The following is a 16,120-nucleotide window of genomic DNA, read 5'->3' on the forward strand; positions in this document are numbered from 1 at the left end:
TGTCATATGACTTCACGCACCGCTTTTGCCGACACTCGTTTGCTGATGCTCAATCCGATCACGCCGGGCGCGGGTCGCGGCCCGCTGTTGCGCTGGCTCGGCTGGCTCGTCATTGCCAATACCCTCGTACTGTCGCTCGTTGCGGCGCGCTATCTCGATGTCGGCGATCTGTCGGCGGGGCTGGTGGCGCGGACCTTCGGCGTGACCATGTTCCTTGCCCACTTTCTGTCGGTGGCGCTCATTCCGATGCTGCCGGTCATGCTGCTCGCGCTGTTGTGGCCCCAGCGTCACGTCATTGCGCCGTTGGCCTGGCTGATCAACTTCGCGCTGACCTGCCTGCTGCTGGTGGACACGCTGGTGTTTCAGCAATACCGGTTTCATCTCAACGGCGCGCTGGTCTCGCTGTTCTTCTCCGGGGCGTCGGAGGAGACCTTCGAATTCTCGTCGATGATGAAAGTCCAGGCCGGGCTGCTGGGCCTGGCGGTGGCGGTCGCCCACTGGGCGCTGGCCTGGGGCGTATGGCGGTATCTTGTCGCGCGGCGCGCGCCACGGCGCATTGCGGGTTTCGCCACGACGGCCGGCTGCATTGTGCTGCTGCTGGGCACCAATGTGTTCCATGCCTGGGCCGATGCCACCGGCCAGGGCAGCGTCACCCGTCAGACCCGGCTGCTGCCCGGCTATGAGCCGTTGACGGCCAAGGGTTTTCTCGAAGAGCAGGGCTTCGATGTGGCCGATTCCACCTGGGGCGGCGCCGAGGCAATCGACGGCTCGGTGGACTATCCGCGCGAACCGCTGGCCACCTCAGCGCCGAAAGACAAGAAGAACATCGTCTTCATCGTCATCGATTCCTGGCGTTTCGATGCCATGAACGAAAAAGTCACGCCGAATATCGCCCGCTTTGCCGAAAACAATCAGCGCTTCATGAACCATTACAGCGGCGGCAATGCCACCCGCATGGGCATGTTCAGCCTGTTCTACGGCATTCCCGGCACCTACTGGCACAGTATGCTGCAGACCAACACGCGGCCCGTGCTGGTTAGCCGGCTGCTGGATCTCAGCTATGAGTTCGGCATCTTCCGCAGCGCGCCGCTGTCCTCGCCGGAATTTCATCGCACCATCTTTTCCGGCATGTCGCATCTGCGGATGGAATCCGAAGGTCACGATTCGCCCGCGCGCGATATCGACGCCAACCGCGACTTCATCGATTATCTGAAACAGCGCGACCCGGCATCGGACAAGCCGTTTTTCGGCATGGTCTTTCACGATTCGCCCCATGCCTATGATTTGCCGGACGATGCGCCGCGCCCCTTCCAGCCGAGCTGGGACAGCATCAACTACCTGACCCTGGACGAAGATACCGACCCGACCGGCCTGCACAATCTCTATCGTAATTCCGTGCATTTCGTGGACCGGCTCGTCGGCGAAACGCTCGACGAACTCGAGGCCCAGGGCCTCATGGACGACACCATCGTCGTCGTGACCGGCGATCATGGCCAGGAATTCAACGACCTTGATCAGAACTACTGGGGCCACAACGGCAACTTCAGCCGCTACCAGACCAAGGTGCCGATGATCGTGCACTGGCCCGGCCGCACCGAGCCCGGCAAACGGGTCGAGCGCCTTACCAGCAGCTTCGATGTCGCGCCCACGCTGCTCGACCACGTGCTCGGGGTGGACAACGCCTACAGCGCCACCAGCGTCGGGCACGACCTGTTCAAGAGCGCCGATCGCCTGCCGCTGGTCATGGCCAAGTATCGCGGTCATGCGGCCATGACGGAAGACGGCTTCGTGGCGTTCCACCCCTTCGGCCCGGTCGAAGCGCTGGACGCCGACTACCGCCCGCGTGAAGGCGGGCCGTCACCGCAGGTCATCCAGTCGACGCTTGATCAGATGCAGCGCTTTCGCAAGACCGACTAGCCGCGTAGCGGTCGCTGACGGGGTCAGACGAACGGCGACCAGACATGCGGCAGAAAGCGATAGCCGTCGCCGTCGGCCACCACATAACCGATGCCGGGGAAATCGATATGGTGGCCGGCGATCGGCTCCCCGCTTTCGGCCACCTCGGCGAACAGCGCCTGGCGCGAACGCACCGCCTGTGCCGGGTCGGTATCGAACATCACATGCGCGTCCGGGCGCGCGAACTGGATCTGCGGCAGATGCACGATATCCGCCGCAATCAGCAGGTTCTCGCCGTTGGAAGCGATGCGATAACCGCTGTGGTCCGGCGTATGGCCTGGCAGGGGATATCGCGTGATGCCGGGCCGGATCTCGTCGTTCTCGATTTCCCGCAGGTTCGCCGCGCAGGCATCGAACACACGCTGCGCGCTCGCGAACTGGTTGCGCAGCATGTCACTGGCATCTGCCGGCACGTCGCCGCGCCAGAACGCCAGTTCGCCGGCCGGCACCCAGACGTCCGCCTGCGGGAATATCGGCTTGTCGTCCTTATCGATCAGCCCGCCCAGGTGATCCGGATGGCTGTGCGTAAGAATCACGCGGTCGATATCCGCCCGTGAGAGCCCCATTTCGCTGAGCCCGGCCTCCAGCCGCGCGCCCTCATCGCCCACCAGCACGCCCAGACCGGTATCGATCAGAATGCGCTCGTCGCCCGTATCCACCAGATAACAGTTCAGCGTGATCTTCGGCGGCGTCGGCCGCCGGCTCGCCGCGTGCAGATCCTGCACGGTTGAATCATCCAGGTTCGTGATCAGCCCGAACCCGCCCTGCAGATAAGCGTCCTGAATGGTCGTGACCACAAAATCGCCCACCCGCAGGTGATGGATGTTGGTGGATTGGGTCTGGGGTTGCTCGTGCGGCATGTCGGTTCGCCGGCGGGAAGCCAATACGAACGGAGGTGGTGATGAACGCGTGGCTTTAAAGCGGCAGTCGAGCGAGCCAATGGTTGTCATAATCGCCTGAATGGGGATCCGGCAGATTCTGCTTAACGTATCGATCGAACTCGGTTCTATGGACGCGTCCGCGGCCATGTCGAAGCGAACGATATTCACGCGGATGTAAAACTACTCATAAGGGGCGCATATGCCAGTCGCTACGAGTGGCTACGCTGCGCGGCTCGGCGCTAAGTTAAGCCCGCTTAATTAGCAGCATGCTAAGTAAACGAAATGCAGGTTTGCTTTATTAACGCTCGGCGAATCAGTTAATGAGGGAGATGTACCGCCAGCCCTAGCGAATATTGCTAAGGCGAAATCCAAACACGGGGCGATAGTGCTCGCGCCATCGACAAACTCTTGTTGTGCTTGGCCTTTCGCATGCTGGAACTACTCGTGATATCCACGGACATTCTTGAAAATCTCGGCAGCCAAATGCTCGTGCGCGGCGGAGCGGAACGATTGATCGCCCATGACGCGTGAGAAGATTTCCTCGTTGCCTTCCATGCGTTCGATGAACAGTTCATCCATGATGCGTTCAAGGTAGGACTTGAAGTTAGGCCACGTGTTGGCCTTTGCCGCCTCGCTGATCTTTTCGTCCTGTTCGGCGGATACACGTATCTGGTCGAAGAAATGCTGGTCCGCCTCGGTGAAGTTGGTACCGAAGCGTTCGTTGAGCTTATCTACGAGCGTCGATAGCGGGACGTGTTCGTCCTTGACGCCGGCGGTGCCGACTTCGGTCGGGCCTTTAAGCGGATAAGGTTCGCCTTCCCCAAGCTCGATCGAACCATCGGTCAGCTGTTGGATGCGGTAGTAACGCAAGGCCACATCGTCTTCGAGCGTAAACGGCCGGCTGTCGTCCGGCAGTGGAAGTTTTGTAAGCAGGTTTCGGACGAACGTATAGAGCTTTTCCAGCTCACTGTCCTGGTACGGAATGATCTGTGATAGGAAAGAGTAGAGATTGCGAAACGCGGTCAGCTGGCCGCGAAAGCGGGACTGCTCTTCGTGGCTTAGGTCGTTGAAGCGCGCCACCACACGGTCGAGAACGCTCGACATCTGCTGATGTTCGCGCCCGCTATGTTCGCGTTTGCGCAAGTACCAGATCGCGGCAAAGGCGCCTACATCGTCCGGAGAGAACACGGCCCACTGCAATAGCTCGTGATGCAGTTCATTGAGACGCTGCGGGTCGGCATTCTCTTCAACCGGTGTCGTCTCGTAGTAAGGCTTGAATGCCTGGTAGATGTCCGCCTCGTCGTTGACGAAATCGAGCACGAAGGTACGCGCCTTGCCTGGTGCCATCCGGTTGAGACGCGAGAGCGTTTGTACTGCCTGAACGCCGGCGAGGCGTTTGACCACATACATGGTTTGCAACAGAGGCTGGTCGAAACCGGTCTGATATTTATCGGCGACAAGCAGTACCCGGTAATCGTCGCGCTCGAATGCTTCGGGCAGTTCGCGCTCCGGCAGCCCATCATTCATTGCCACTTCGGTATACGAAACGTCCGAATCCGGGTCATCGACGGTTCCGGAAAAAGCGACCAGCGAGCGGATGCCCGTGTAGCCTTGATCTTTCACATACTTATCGAACGCCTTCTTGTATTTCACGGCCGCGAGGCGCGATCCCGTTACGACCATCGCGCGGGCTCGGCCGCCGATTTCGTGCATTACGTTCAGCCGGAAATGCTCCACGATGACCGACACCACCTGGTCGATATTCACCGGGTGCAATTCCATGTAGCGCGAAAGCGCCTTCGCTGCTTTCTTGCGCGGGACTTCCGGGTCCGCCTCGGCCTGTTTTACGAGGCCATAGAAACGTTTATAGGTCGTGTAGTTGGCCAGCACGTCCATGATGAAGCGCTCTTCAATCGCCTGGCGCATCGAGTATTCATGGAAGGGCGACGTGCCGTTTGGCCCGGGCTCGTCGAACAGTGCCTTGGTCTTGAACTTGGGCGTCGCCGTGAAGGCAAAGAAGCTAAGGTTGGGCTGCCGCTGGCGACGCGCCGCATCGCGCAGCAGATTGGCTTTCGCGTCATCCGATAGCTCGTCATCTTCCGCGTCGGATAATTGCGCCGCGATGGTTGATTCGATGCCGTCCTTGTTCAGCATGCCTCGCAGCGCGCCGGCCGTTTCCCCGCTCTGTGAGGAGTGTGCTTCATCCACGATCACGGCAAAGCGTTTGTTCGCCGTATCGATTCGAAGGCCTTCGCCTTTCTCGTCCAATTTTTCGAGCGCCTGGGCGATGAAGGGGAATTTCTGAATCGTCGTAATGACGATCGGCGTGCCTTGCGACAATGCCCGTGCAAGTTGCTGGGTGTCTTCGTCGATCTTTTCGACCACGCCCGTCTTGTGCTCGAACTGATAAATCGTGTCCTGCAGCTGGGTATCGAGTACGCGACGATCGGTGACCACAACCACCGAATGAAACACCTTGGCATCGGTCACGTCATGCAGGCTGGCCAACCGATGGGCGAGCCAAGCGATAGAGTTGGATTTACCCGAGCCGGCTGAATGCTGCACCAGATAGTTATGGCCTGAGCCATTGGCCTGGGCGTGGCCGACGAGCTGGCGTACCGCATCAAGCTGGTGGTAACGCGGAAAGATCATCGTTTCCTTGCGCACCGTGCGTATGCCCCGGCCTGCCGGTGTCTTGCGCTCGGTTACCTCCAGATGAATGAAGCGCTGGAGGATATCCATCAGGCTATCTGCCTGTAGCACCTCATCCCATAGGTAATGCGTTTTCCAGTTGTCCGCGACTGGCGGATTACCGGCGCCGTGGTTCACGCCGCGGTTGAACGGCAAGAAGAATGTGTCGTCGCCCTTCAACCGGGTCGTCATCCACACTTCGTCCGGGTCCACGGCAAAATGCACGAGTGCGCGCTGCTTGAAGCTAAACAACAGATCGCGCGGGTCGCGATCCCGTTCGTATTGCTTTATCGCGTCCGCCGCACGTTGCCCGGTCTGCGGGTTCTTCAGCTCGGCGGTGACGACCGGCAGGCCGTTCACGGCTAGCACAACGTCGATAATGCAGCGTCGATGCTTACCGTCCGGCCGTTTTAGCACGGAGGTAAAAGCGACTTGGCGCGTAATCGTCAACCGGTTCTGCTGATAGCGCGCGGCCGCCTCCGGATTCATGCCCGAGTTCGGCTGGAAATACGCCAGGCGCAGGAGCTTGCCGTAGCACTTGAAGCCATGCCGCAGGACATGCAGCGTGCCCTTGAGCGCAAGCTCCTTGGTCAGGCTGTCCAAGACGGTGGCCGCAGTCTTGTCGGCGAGCAGCGCTTCAAGCTGTGTCCAGCGTTTGGGTTGTGAAAGCTGGATAAATCCGATGGCATCGTCGGGGAACAGCGCCATCGTTTCGTCGTAGGCGCTCGGGTCGCGCTTTTCGTAGCCACCTCGGTCGATCAGGCCTGCTTCGATCGCGGTTTCGAAATCATGTTCGGTATGTGCCGGCATCGCCGTCCCCTATCGATCGGCTTGATTCTGACGCGCCTGCGCCTTATATTTTCTTTAGCGACTAGAGGGCCGTTCCCAAAAGCGGCCTAACCCACGCGGTCTAGTCGTTCCGAACATCAAGGCCAGTGCTGGATATGCATATCAGCACTGGCCTTTATCTTTTCCCATATCTCCCAGACCTTGGCATCGTGCCATTTTTCCGGCACCTCGGCCTGGTGGAGATAACGCCCCGCCATATACACCACCACGTCGGCCAGCTGTAGAAACCGGCTATGGTGCGATTGTGTGAAGTACACCGTATCCACGAGTCGCCCCAGCGGGCGGCCGTAGTGCATCGGCGTCTTGCCCGAGGTCTTGTACTCGGAGAAGTCGACCACTGAGCGAGCGACTTCGTCCTGCTCGTAATCGCCGAATGCGATCCCCAGGTCGTCGACCGAATCCAGATAGTCGCAGGCGCGCTCCAGAAACAGCATCAGCCCCAGCCGATATTCCGGCTCAGGGTAGGTGTATTTCCCGCGATGCCGATTCACGTCGATATGGATCAACCGGATCGGGATCGCGTTGTCCACGAGGAACGTGGCCAGATAATCGAATAGCTGAACGCGTTCCGCCAGCTTGCGGCCCTTGAACGGGCCTTTGCCGTGGAACATCTCCTTGCCGTGAAACTCGTTTTGGGTCGTGAGATGGCTGCTGCCAAAGAAATTCGACTGAATCTTGGTCAGTGTTTCATCGAGCTCCAGCACCTTTGCTTCCGGCACCAGCACGCCGCCAATCGTGAAGAACGGATTGGCTTCGCTGTATTTGTTTTCGTCGAAGTAAATTAGGTGCATTCAGTCACGTTTGAGTTATATGTCTTCCAGTGACAGCGCCCGTAACAAGCGAATCGCGGTATTCGAGTAGTTTGGAAATCGATTCGTCGATCTTTGCACCCGCTTTAGAAAGAGCTGTGACCGTCTGGTCAAGGCGACTAGCTATTTCTTTCTGCTCATCGATCGGCGGGATGCATACGACATATTCGTTAACGCTTGATTGGGAAATATTATTTGCGAGACCTTCGGCTCCACTGATGGAAAGCGCAATTTGTACTCTTAAAGGCTTCGAAGCCATTAAATAAGTAAAAAATTGTGGGGCCATTTGTTCAGTATCGAGAGTAATCCGATAAGTCTTGTCGGAAAACATCAGGTGCGGTCGAACACTTTCTACGAGAGCCACAGATCCGATGAAAGCTGTGGAACCGCTAGCGCGACACATCAGTACATCGCCCGTTTTTACTTCCAGTAAAGGCTTAGGATCCACTCCAGCAGGAAGCGTTTTGTGTTCGTCTTGATTAAAAACGCCCGCGTTTACGCAGCCGCTCTTGAGAACACCCCATTCATCTAAGGCTGCCCTTTTGTCGTCGGCCGACGGGCTCCAGCCTTGCTCGATTTTAGCGATTACCCGTTTTAAGGGAAAAATATGCCAGTGCTCGGGTACACAGCTGAGCCAGTCAACACCTGGCTTCTTCAGAGCTATATGTAGATCTAGCCCTCGTGTGACGGTTTGAGTAATTAGCGCTTGGCGTTTTTCGGCCAGCCGATCAAGAAGGACGCGCTTCTTTTCGATCAGCGCATCGATTCGGGCAGTTTTTCGATCGAGGAAGCAAGCGATTTCTTCTTGCTTTTCAATGCCGGGTACATCTGCTTTGATATTTAAGAAGCTGTTCGTGTCTAGGTTCTGTATCCCCGTGCTCTGTTTAATGTGGGGGTATGTACCGCGAGCGCTATATATGGCCAGCATCAGGTAGTTCAGGAAGCTGGGGTTCGTTCCGGAAGCTGGCCTTAACCGAGCCAAGAAGTTAGAGCAGATGCTTTTTTGAACGTCCTCGAACAGCACGGATCGGCCGACTAACTGCTTATCCCCGCCGCCCGATTTTTCAATGATTAAGTCGCCTGGTCGAAGTCCGACTTTACGATATGTCGGTTCGTCGATCGACCTGAACGTTCGTTCGAGGTTCTTAAGCTTACCTAGTTGCTTATCGAAATCGGCTGCGCGAATGCAAGCGATGTCGCCTTTGCCAGTTGGTTCGTCTCCCCATGCGCCGTTCTGGCACCCCTCAAAAAGCCATTTGATTCGAGTAGCCCGCTCTTTTCCTGAAAAAATCATACGGACAAGTCTTTGAGGAGGCTGGTTATTTCGCGCTCGAGTGACGCGATATCAGCCTCTATTTCATCGACAGCCCGAGGAGGACGATAGACGTAGAAGTGCCGGTTGATCGGAATCTCGTAGCCGATCTTCGTCTTGTCATAGTCCACCCAGGCGTCCGGTACGTGCGGCAAGACTTCGCGCGCCATGTAGGCGTCGATATCGTCCCGAAAGGCCTCGACCAGTTCGTCATTCGGCTTGTCTGGCCCGAAGCTCATCGGCAACGGTAGCGTCGTGTTACGCGGCAGCGGAATGTTTTCGGTATCCCGGAGTTCGCTATCCGGCTCCGGACGCCCCTTGCCGTCGTAGCAGATTTCGGCGTCCGGATCGCGTTCGCCGAGCGCGTTGAAGATCGCTTTCTTGAGCGGGGCGGCTAGTTTCACGTCGGGTTGTTGCGCTGCCTGTTTCAGGTCGTGCTCGAATGCCGCGCGATCCATGTATCGACCGTTCGCGGCCAGGCCGGCAAGCAGGGCACGAATGGCGGCTTGCAATGCTTTACCGGCGGCGATCTCCCTGGCCGCGGCGTCTTTATCCTTGCGTTTCTTGGATTGGGCCAGGTTGGCGAACGCGGTTTGATCGTCGAGTCGGGCGATGCGTTCGGGCGTGGCCTCGAAGTTCATACGCAAGGGCCGTTCGACGGTGACCTTTAGAAAGCCGAACTCGTGGTTCTTGAATATCCGCGAGACAACGCGGTTTTCGGTTTCGCCGCCGATGACGACGTCCGCCGTTTCGCCGTCCTGGTAGCGCCCGTAAATCCGCGTCAAATCGTCGATCTGATCGTCGCCGATTTCGTGGCGCTTGTTGTTCAGGCTTTTCTTCATGCGCTGGAAAAAGCGCGTGCCGTCGATGAGCTGCACCTGGCCACGACGTTCTTCCGGCTTGCGATTGGAGACAAGCCAGATATAGGTATAGATACCGGTGTTGTAGAACAGCTGATCGGGCAGGGCGACGATGGCATCCAGCCAGTCGTTTTCGATAATCCATCGGCGAATGTTCGACGGCCCAGAACCGGCATCGCCGGAGAACAACGGCGAGCCGTTGAATACGACGGCGATACGCGAGCCTTCGCCGCCGTCTTTGGGCGCGGCGTGCATCTTAGAAATCATGTGCTGGAGGAACAGCAGCGAGCCGTCGTTGATCGGCGGCAGGCCCGCACCGAAGCGGCCATTGAAACCGTTGGTCTTGTGCTCGCGTTCGACGCCGCTCTTCTGGTCTTTCCACTCCACGCCGAACGGCGGATTGGCGAGCATGTAGTGGAACTGTTGGCCTTCGAAGCCGTCCTTGGTCTTGCCGTCACCGAGCGTATCGCCGAGGACGATATTGCTTGTTTCCTCATCCTTGATGAGCATGTCGGCACAGCAGATCGCCCAGGATTCCGGGTTGTACTCCTGGCCGAAGAGCGCGAGGTTGGCGTCTTCGTTCTGGCCGTAGATGAATTTTTCGGATTCCGAGAGCATGCCGCCCGTGCCGCAGGCCGGGTCGTAAATGGTGCGATAGATGCCGGGCGTATAGACGTCCTGTTCGCCGGTGTAGACGAGGTTCGCCATCAGGCGGATGACTTCACGCGGCGTGAAGTGGTCGCCGGCTTCTTCGTTGGCCTGCTCGTTGAAGCGCATGACCAGATGCTCGAACAGATAGCCCATTTGCAAGCTGTCGATCCGGTCCGGATGCAGATCGAGCGCTGCCATTTCCTTGACGATGGTGAACAGCCGATTACTGGAGTCCAGCTTTTCGATCTGCTCGGTAAAACCGAACTGTTCGAAGATATCGCGCGCGATGGGGGAGAAGCCGTTGATATAGGCCACCAGGTTCGGCGCGATGTTCTCCGGATCGCCCAGCAGCTTGTCGAAGGTATACGGGCTGATATTGTAAAGCGCCTGTTGCCGTTTCGGGTCTGCCGCACGGCCGAGTAGCTTTACGAGCGTGTCGGTATCGTGATTCTGATGCTTGAGACGCTCGTATTCCGCGAGTACGTATTGCTTGCGCTCTTCGACAACGCAATCCAGCCGCCTCAACACCACCATCGGCAACATGACAAGCCGGTACTGCGGCGGCCGGTAAGGGCCACGCAGACGGTTGGCAATCTCCCAGATCGCGCCTTTGAGTTGTTCGTGCGCTTGAACGTTCAATCGCGTCCCCTTCGTATAACGCGCAATTAGCCGGTCGCGTGATTGAATGCGTCACCGGTGTCACTTAGCTAAATTAGCCAAGTAGTTTAGTAACTTGGCGCTTGCAGTGCGATGGGCCAAAAGGCGGAGATCGAGGCTAATCCGCCCATGCAGGCCAGTACGTCTTTTCGAGTGGCAGCAGCGTTCGAGTCTTGGCATCGGCGTTTTCGTAATACTCGAGTAAGGCGCTGACGAGTTCGTCGAGATCCATGAGCATGAGCGGGATCTTGGCTCGGTCGGCTTCGTAGCGGGCGTCTTTGGTGAAGCCACCGGTGCTGACGTACAAGCCCTTGTCGTTGTCGTGTCGGCCGCCCAGGAATGTCCGTAGCTCCTGTGCACCCATGGCGGTACTGGAACGATGTTTCACCTCAACAACGATGCGAGGCGATTCGAAGCCGAAGCCATCGGGCGACGCCATGACGTCAATACCGCGGTCCGCCCCCGTGGGCGATACTCGCGTTTTATAGCCCATTGCCCGGAGCAAGCCGGCAACGAGCTGTTCCATCTCGTTGGCATCCAGGCGATTCACTCGGTCCTTGATGAATTCGATAGCGCGTGATTTGGAGTCGGCGAGAATCGTATTCTCGTCTTTATCCGCATCCTCTTCGTCGTGCTCAGGTGTCGCCACTTGGCCGGCGAGCGCACGTTCGATTTCCTCGGCCGCGGACTCGGATAATCGGAAAAGCGTGAGCGTTGAGCCGAGTGTATTTCGCGTTGCAACGGAGAGCCTATCTCGTTCGACCACGCCGACCCAGGCAACCTTTCTGACGTTTGGATATTCGGGCAATAAGTCAGGTCTATGCAGATAGTCGCTTTCGACCGTGCCTACGTGATAGATACGGCGGCTGGAGTCGTAAGTCACGACTCGGTCGCCCACGCTTAGACCGAGACGGAATCTCTGGAGCTGACTGGACGAAGATCTATGGCGCCCGGTTGGCCAGTCTGGATACTCTTCGCGAATGGCCGATTCGATCGCCGATTTCTTGTCGAATTCATCCAAGGGGCCTATGTCGCCCCACCCGATGCCGACTAGGCCTTTTTCTACGAAATCATCTGCCACAAGACCGCCGCTGCCCGCGCGTACCATCCAGCAATTCGGGGCCATATAACCTTATCCTTCTTAGGTGCGCGGTAAGCGCGAATCGGGATATATATAGTTTTTGGCGATTTGTATGCACGTTAAGAGCGACGTGTTCAATCTAGGACTGAAACTATGCACGTCGCCTCGGGTTTGGTGCATATTCGCCGGTTCGGCAGGGGAACTGCCGAGGATTTTCCGTAACTGCGGTTGCGAGGAGCCGCCGAACACGTAAGGAATAGTTAGCTGTTCAAGATCACGACGGCCATCGAGCGGTTCGGTCTATGAGCCGCTGGCCGGGATTATGGTCAAAGACCGCACCCCCTGTGCCCCGCGCACAAGCACGCCTTCGATATCTGCAGTCGCGGACGGGCCGGTGTGGAAGACGGTGTAACGGGCACCGGCGAAATCGTCGCGTTGGTAGGCGCGGTGCAGGTTGGTGACGATTTCGGCCGGGTCGAGCAGCACGACGAGGTGCTGGGCGAGATAGGCGACGGCGTTGACGGTGAGTTCTTTTTCCGTGAAAGCGACGCTGCCGGTTTCGGCGACGCCGAAGGTCGCACGCAGCACGGCGATGTCGACATCGTGCAGCGTTGTCGGATCGTCGTTTTCGTTGATGCCGCGATTGCCGGCGACTTCCGACACGTTCGAGGCGATGACCGCGTCTTTGAAAGGTTTGCCGAGCTTGTCGGCGAGCGCTTCCTGCAGGGCATCGTCCAAATTCTGGCCGTCGGTGGGCGCCTGCCAGATGCCACCCATGGTGGTCAGTCGTTCCGCAAATAAAGCGGTGAGATGCTCCCGGTCTTGCGGGTAGCCGTCGTCGTAGCTGGGCACGGCCGGGGCGGGTGCATTCATGGCCGGTTTGCCGGCGCGAATGGCGCCGAGGATATCGTCGCGCGCGCTCATCGGCTGTCGCTCCCGGTCTTCGTCTGGCCGCTCAGACGGTTGCGCTTGTACCAGTCGTGAAAGGTGCCGTGTTCGGGCGGCGTGGGCATCTCACGGCCTTCGCCCCAGGCGTTCATGCGGTTGTAGAGCGCCCAGCGCGGCAGGTGCTTGAGCGCGGAGTTCGTGGTCTTGATCGCGGCGCGATAGCCCTTGGGGCTGGCCAGCACCTTGCCGGCGGCGCTCAGTGCGGTCTTTTTCGTCCAGGGCAGGTGGCCGTCCTCGGCCAGCACCTGGCGCCAGCCGAAAATTTGTTCGTGGATGTTGATCTTGACCGGGCAGACATTGGTACAGCTGCCGTTGAGCGTGGACGCGAACGGCAGGTTGGAATAGCGGTGTGCGTCGAAGCTCGGGTTCAGGATCAGGCCCAGCGGGCCGGCATAGGTCGCGCCGTAGCTCAGCCCGCCCGATCGGCGATAGACGGGGCAGGTGTTCATGCAGGCGCCGCAGCGAATGCACTTGAGCGACGACCAGAACTTGTCCATGCCGAGCCGCTTGGAGCGGCCGTTGTCGACCAGCACGATATGCATCTCGCCGCCTTGCTTCGGGGCGCGAAAATGCGAGGTGTACTGGGTGATGGGCGAGCCGAGTGCGGAGCGCGACAGCAGGCGGATGAACACGCCCATGTCCTCGACCTTCGGCACCAGTTTCTCGATCCCGATTGAGGCGACGTGCAGGTTCGGCACGTTGGCCGACAGGTCGGCGTTGCCTTCGTTGGTGCAGACGACGAAGCCGCCGGTTTCGGCCACGGCGAAGTTCGCGCCCGTCATGCCCGCATCGGCGTCGAGGATCAACGGGCGGGTGGCGTCGCGCTGGGCGCCGGCCAGGTAGTGGGCGTCGTCGTTGTCGGGATCGGAGCCGAGTTTTTCCGCGAACAGGCGCGCCACGTCGGAGCGCATCTTGTGCACCGGCGGGACCACGATATGGCTCGGGTCCTCGCCGTCGAGCTGCTGGATGCGCTCGCCCAGATCGGTCTCGATGATCTCGATCCCCACGCTGTCCATGTAATGCCGGAAACCGCATTCCTCCATGAGCATGGACTTGGACTTGATCACGCTTTTCACGCCGTGATTGTCGAAGATGTCGTGGACGATGCGGTTGTGCTCGGCGCCGTCGCGCGCCCAGTGCACGTGTATGCCGTTGGCCTTGGCGTTGGCCTCGAACTCTTCGAGATAGCTGCCGAGGTTGGTGAGCGTGTGCGTCTTGATCTGGCTGGCCAGCTCGCGCAGCTCTTCCCATTCCTCGATGGTATGCGCCTGCTTGTCGCGCTTCGTGCGCATGGCCCAGACGCGGGTGTCGTGGGACTTCGCGTGTTCCGGCGCGTTCAGGAACTGTTTCGCCGACCGCGCATGATCCACGCGCTTGCCGTCGGGCGCTTTTGCCGGGCGCGGCTGGGGCTCGCGGGTGGCGGTCTTGCTCTGAATGGTCGCGGCGGGATCGGGCTGATTCGTGCTCATTGGGTCGCCCCGTTGAGAATCTCGGCGATGTGCTTGAAGCGGATCGGCGCGCCGATGCGTGCGCCGCAACCGGACTGGTGCATCAGGCAGGACGAGTCGGCGGAGACGATGTATTCGGCGCCGTTGCGGCCGTGATCGGCGATCTTGTCGCGGCCCATCTGGGCCGAGACTTCCGGCTCGGTCACGGAGAAGGTGCCGCCGAAACCGCAGCACTCGTCCGGCCGGTCGATGGTCACCAGTTCGATGCCGGCGACTTTTTCCAGCAACGCCCGCGGCTTGGAGAAGTATGCGCCGTGCAGCTCGCTCGGCTTGCCGTGGCCGAGGTTGCGCAGCGTATTGCAGGAATCGTGATAGCCCACGCGGTGCGGAAAGTTCGCCCAGGGAAATGCGTCGACCTTGAGCACATCGTGCAGGAACTCGACGAGTTCGAGCGTGTTTTCGCGAACGTGCTTCACTTCCGGCGTCTGCTCGACCGCGGTCAGATTGTCGCGTACCTGATGCACACAGCTGCCGGATGGCGCCACGATCACGTCATATTTGGCGAAGTTCTCCACGAACAGTGCTTCGGTGGCCCGGGCTTCCGCGTGGCAGCCCGAGTTGACCATCGGCTGGCCGCAGCAGGTCTGGTCGAAGGGGTAGTCGACATCGCAGTCGAAACGCTCCAGCAACTCCAGCGTCGCGATGCCGACGTTCGGATAGAAGGCGTCGATGAAGCAGGGGACGAACAGTCCGATTCGCATGGGGTCTCCGGCAGTCGGCAGCGATGCGCTATCGACAACATTGGCATGCCGCCGCGCGGATCGCGCCGGCCGCGACGGCAGGAATCATTGCAGTACGTACATGATAGCGAATCAGACGTACCGCATGGTGGCGGCGCCGAACACGGGTTGCGGTGGCCGTAACCTGCTATTTCGGGCCGAGAATCTCCTCGCGCAGGGCGCCCTGGGGCATGCCCTGCTTGATCGCGATCTTGCCGGCGTCGTTGCGATAGACCAGCCCCGGCGTGCCCTGGATGCCCAGCGACGACATGAGGATGTTGTTGTTTGCCACCTTCTGGCGCAGCGCGGCGGGGATGTCGTCCATCGGCTCGATGCCGCCGCGGCGATAGTTGGCCTCGTGCCTGGCGAGCGCCGCGCTCGGGTCGTCCGCGCCGAGAATGGCCGCGGACTTGGCCGTGCTGGTCGGTTTGAGGATACCCACGGGGATATGGCGCAGCTGGACCTTGCCGGCTTTAACCCACGGCCGCGCCGCCTGGTGGAATTTGTGGCAGTAGGGACAGTTCGGGTCGGTGAAGACATAGATCGTGCGCGGCGCGTCATCCGCGCCGTCGGCGACCCAGTTCGATTGCTCCAGTTTCGGCCAGGCGCTTTGCAGGTCCGGCTTCTCGATCGCCTCGTCGAGTATCGGCTTGGTGACGTTGTTGCCTTCGGCATCGAGCATGGTGCCCACGATCACGTGCTTGCCGTCCGGCGTGAGATAGAGCGCCAGAGGCCGGTTGCCGGCGCGCGCGGCAAAGCCGGTGAGCCCGCCCGGCCCCTTGAACTGCTTGACGATGGTGACGCCTTTTTCCTCGATGCTGCGGATCGGTGCGGGCCAGGGTTGGGACAGCGCGGACAGACTAACGAGCAGCAGGGCAGACAGCGCGAGGCCGTGAACAGCAAACCGGGCAAGGCGCGGCATGAAAGGCTCCTGAATCGAAACGGGTGGCCCGATGGGTCGGCCGGCCAGTCTAGCGGATCGTCCGCGGCGTAGTCCCGGGCTGTTCGTGGCGCTGTTATGTTGCAGTGCCGCAATATCGGGGCAACAATGAGCGCAATCGGCGTGGCCGTGCCGTGACATCGACCTGCGGCCACGCATGCAACGCCCAACATCATGCGTCTTGGACTGCCGGCAGATGGCCGGTGCGGGCGCTTTGTCGGGGCGGGCCGGGATGAAGCCGGCGCGCGAGGCCGCGGG

General features: G+C 59.7%; 11 protein-coding genes. 1 reads left to right on the forward strand and 10 read right to left on the reverse strand.

What is annotated here, in order from left to right:
• The first annotated feature begins 6 nt into the window (after nucleotides 1-6).
• The gene (locus J7355_RS07855; RefSeq protein ID WP_209061459.1) at nucleotides 7-1,917 is read left to right on the forward strand and encodes a DUF3413 domain-containing protein; all 1,911 of its coding nucleotides are present in this window, start codon (nucleotides 7-9) and stop codon (nucleotides 1,915-1,917) included.
• A gap of 23 nt (nucleotides 1,918-1,940) precedes the next feature.
• Here the strand turns inward: J7355_RS07855 and J7355_RS07860 are convergent, their stop codons facing one another.
• The 10 genes from J7355_RS07860 to dsbG all read right to left on the reverse strand — a co-directional run bounded on the left by J7355_RS07860 (nucleotide 1,941) and on the right by dsbG (nucleotide 15,844).
• Nucleotides 1,941-2,816 carry an MBL fold metallo-hydrolase gene (locus tag J7355_RS07860; protein ID WP_209061460.1) on the reverse strand — a complete coding sequence of 292 codons (876 nt, stop codon included), beginning with the start codon at nucleotides 2,814-2,816 and terminating at the stop codon, nucleotides 1,941-1,943.
• Nucleotides 2,817-3,275: 459 nt separating this feature from the next.
• On the reverse strand, nucleotides 3,276-6,338 hold the full coding sequence (locus tag J7355_RS07865) for a type I restriction endonuclease (RefSeq protein WP_209061462.1): 3,063 nt from the start codon (nucleotides 6,336-6,338) through the stop codon (nucleotides 3,276-3,278).
• Between the two features lie 116 nt (nucleotides 6,339-6,454).
• Nucleotides 6,455-7,168: a DUF3800 domain-containing protein gene (locus J7355_RS07870; protein ID WP_209061464.1), complete on the reverse strand. Its 714-nt coding sequence runs from the start codon at nucleotides 7,166-7,168 to the stop codon at nucleotides 6,455-6,457.
• Between the two features lie 4 nt (nucleotides 7,169-7,172).
• A complete protein-coding gene (locus J7355_RS07875) occupies nucleotides 7,173-8,480 on the reverse strand; it encodes a restriction endonuclease subunit S (protein ID WP_209061466.1) in 1,308 nt (435 codons plus the stop codon).
• A complete protein-coding gene (locus tag J7355_RS07880; RefSeq protein ID WP_209061468.1) occupies nucleotides 8,477-10,648 on the reverse strand; it encodes a class I SAM-dependent DNA methyltransferase in 2,172 nt (723 codons plus the stop codon). Before J7355_RS07880 ends, J7355_RS07875 begins: the two co-directional genes overlap by 4 nt.
• 136 nt (nucleotides 10,649-10,784) lie before the next feature.
• Nucleotides 10,785-11,792: a restriction endonuclease gene (locus J7355_RS07885; protein WP_209061471.1), complete on the reverse strand. Its 1,008-nt coding sequence runs from the start codon at nucleotides 11,790-11,792 to the stop codon at nucleotides 10,785-10,787.
• A gap of 255 nt (nucleotides 11,793-12,047) precedes the next feature.
• Entirely contained in the window at nucleotides 12,048-12,671 is a 624-nt protein-coding gene (locus J7355_RS07890) for an LUD domain-containing protein (RefSeq protein WP_209061472.1), read from the reverse strand.
• A complete protein-coding gene (locus tag J7355_RS07895; protein ID WP_209061474.1) occupies nucleotides 12,668-14,164 on the reverse strand; it encodes a lactate utilization protein B in 1,497 nt (498 codons plus the stop codon). Before J7355_RS07895 ends, J7355_RS07890 begins: the two co-directional genes overlap by 4 nt.
• Entirely contained in the window at nucleotides 14,161-14,904 is a 744-nt protein-coding gene (locus J7355_RS07900; RefSeq protein WP_209061476.1) for a (Fe-S)-binding protein, read from the reverse strand. Before J7355_RS07900 ends, J7355_RS07895 begins: the two co-directional genes overlap by 4 nt.
• A gap of 166 nt (nucleotides 14,905-15,070) precedes the next feature.
• Entirely contained in the window at nucleotides 15,071-15,844 is a 774-nt protein-coding gene (dsbG, locus tag J7355_RS07905; protein ID WP_209061478.1) for a thiol:disulfide interchange protein DsbG, read from the reverse strand.
• Nucleotides 15,845-16,120 lie beyond the last annotated feature (276 nt).

The sequence above is a fragment of the Endozoicomonas sp. G2_2 genome (assembly GCF_017744135.1).
In the GTDB taxonomy this organism is placed as follows: domain Bacteria; phylum Pseudomonadota; class Gammaproteobacteria; order Nevskiales; family Salinisphaeraceae; genus Salinisphaera.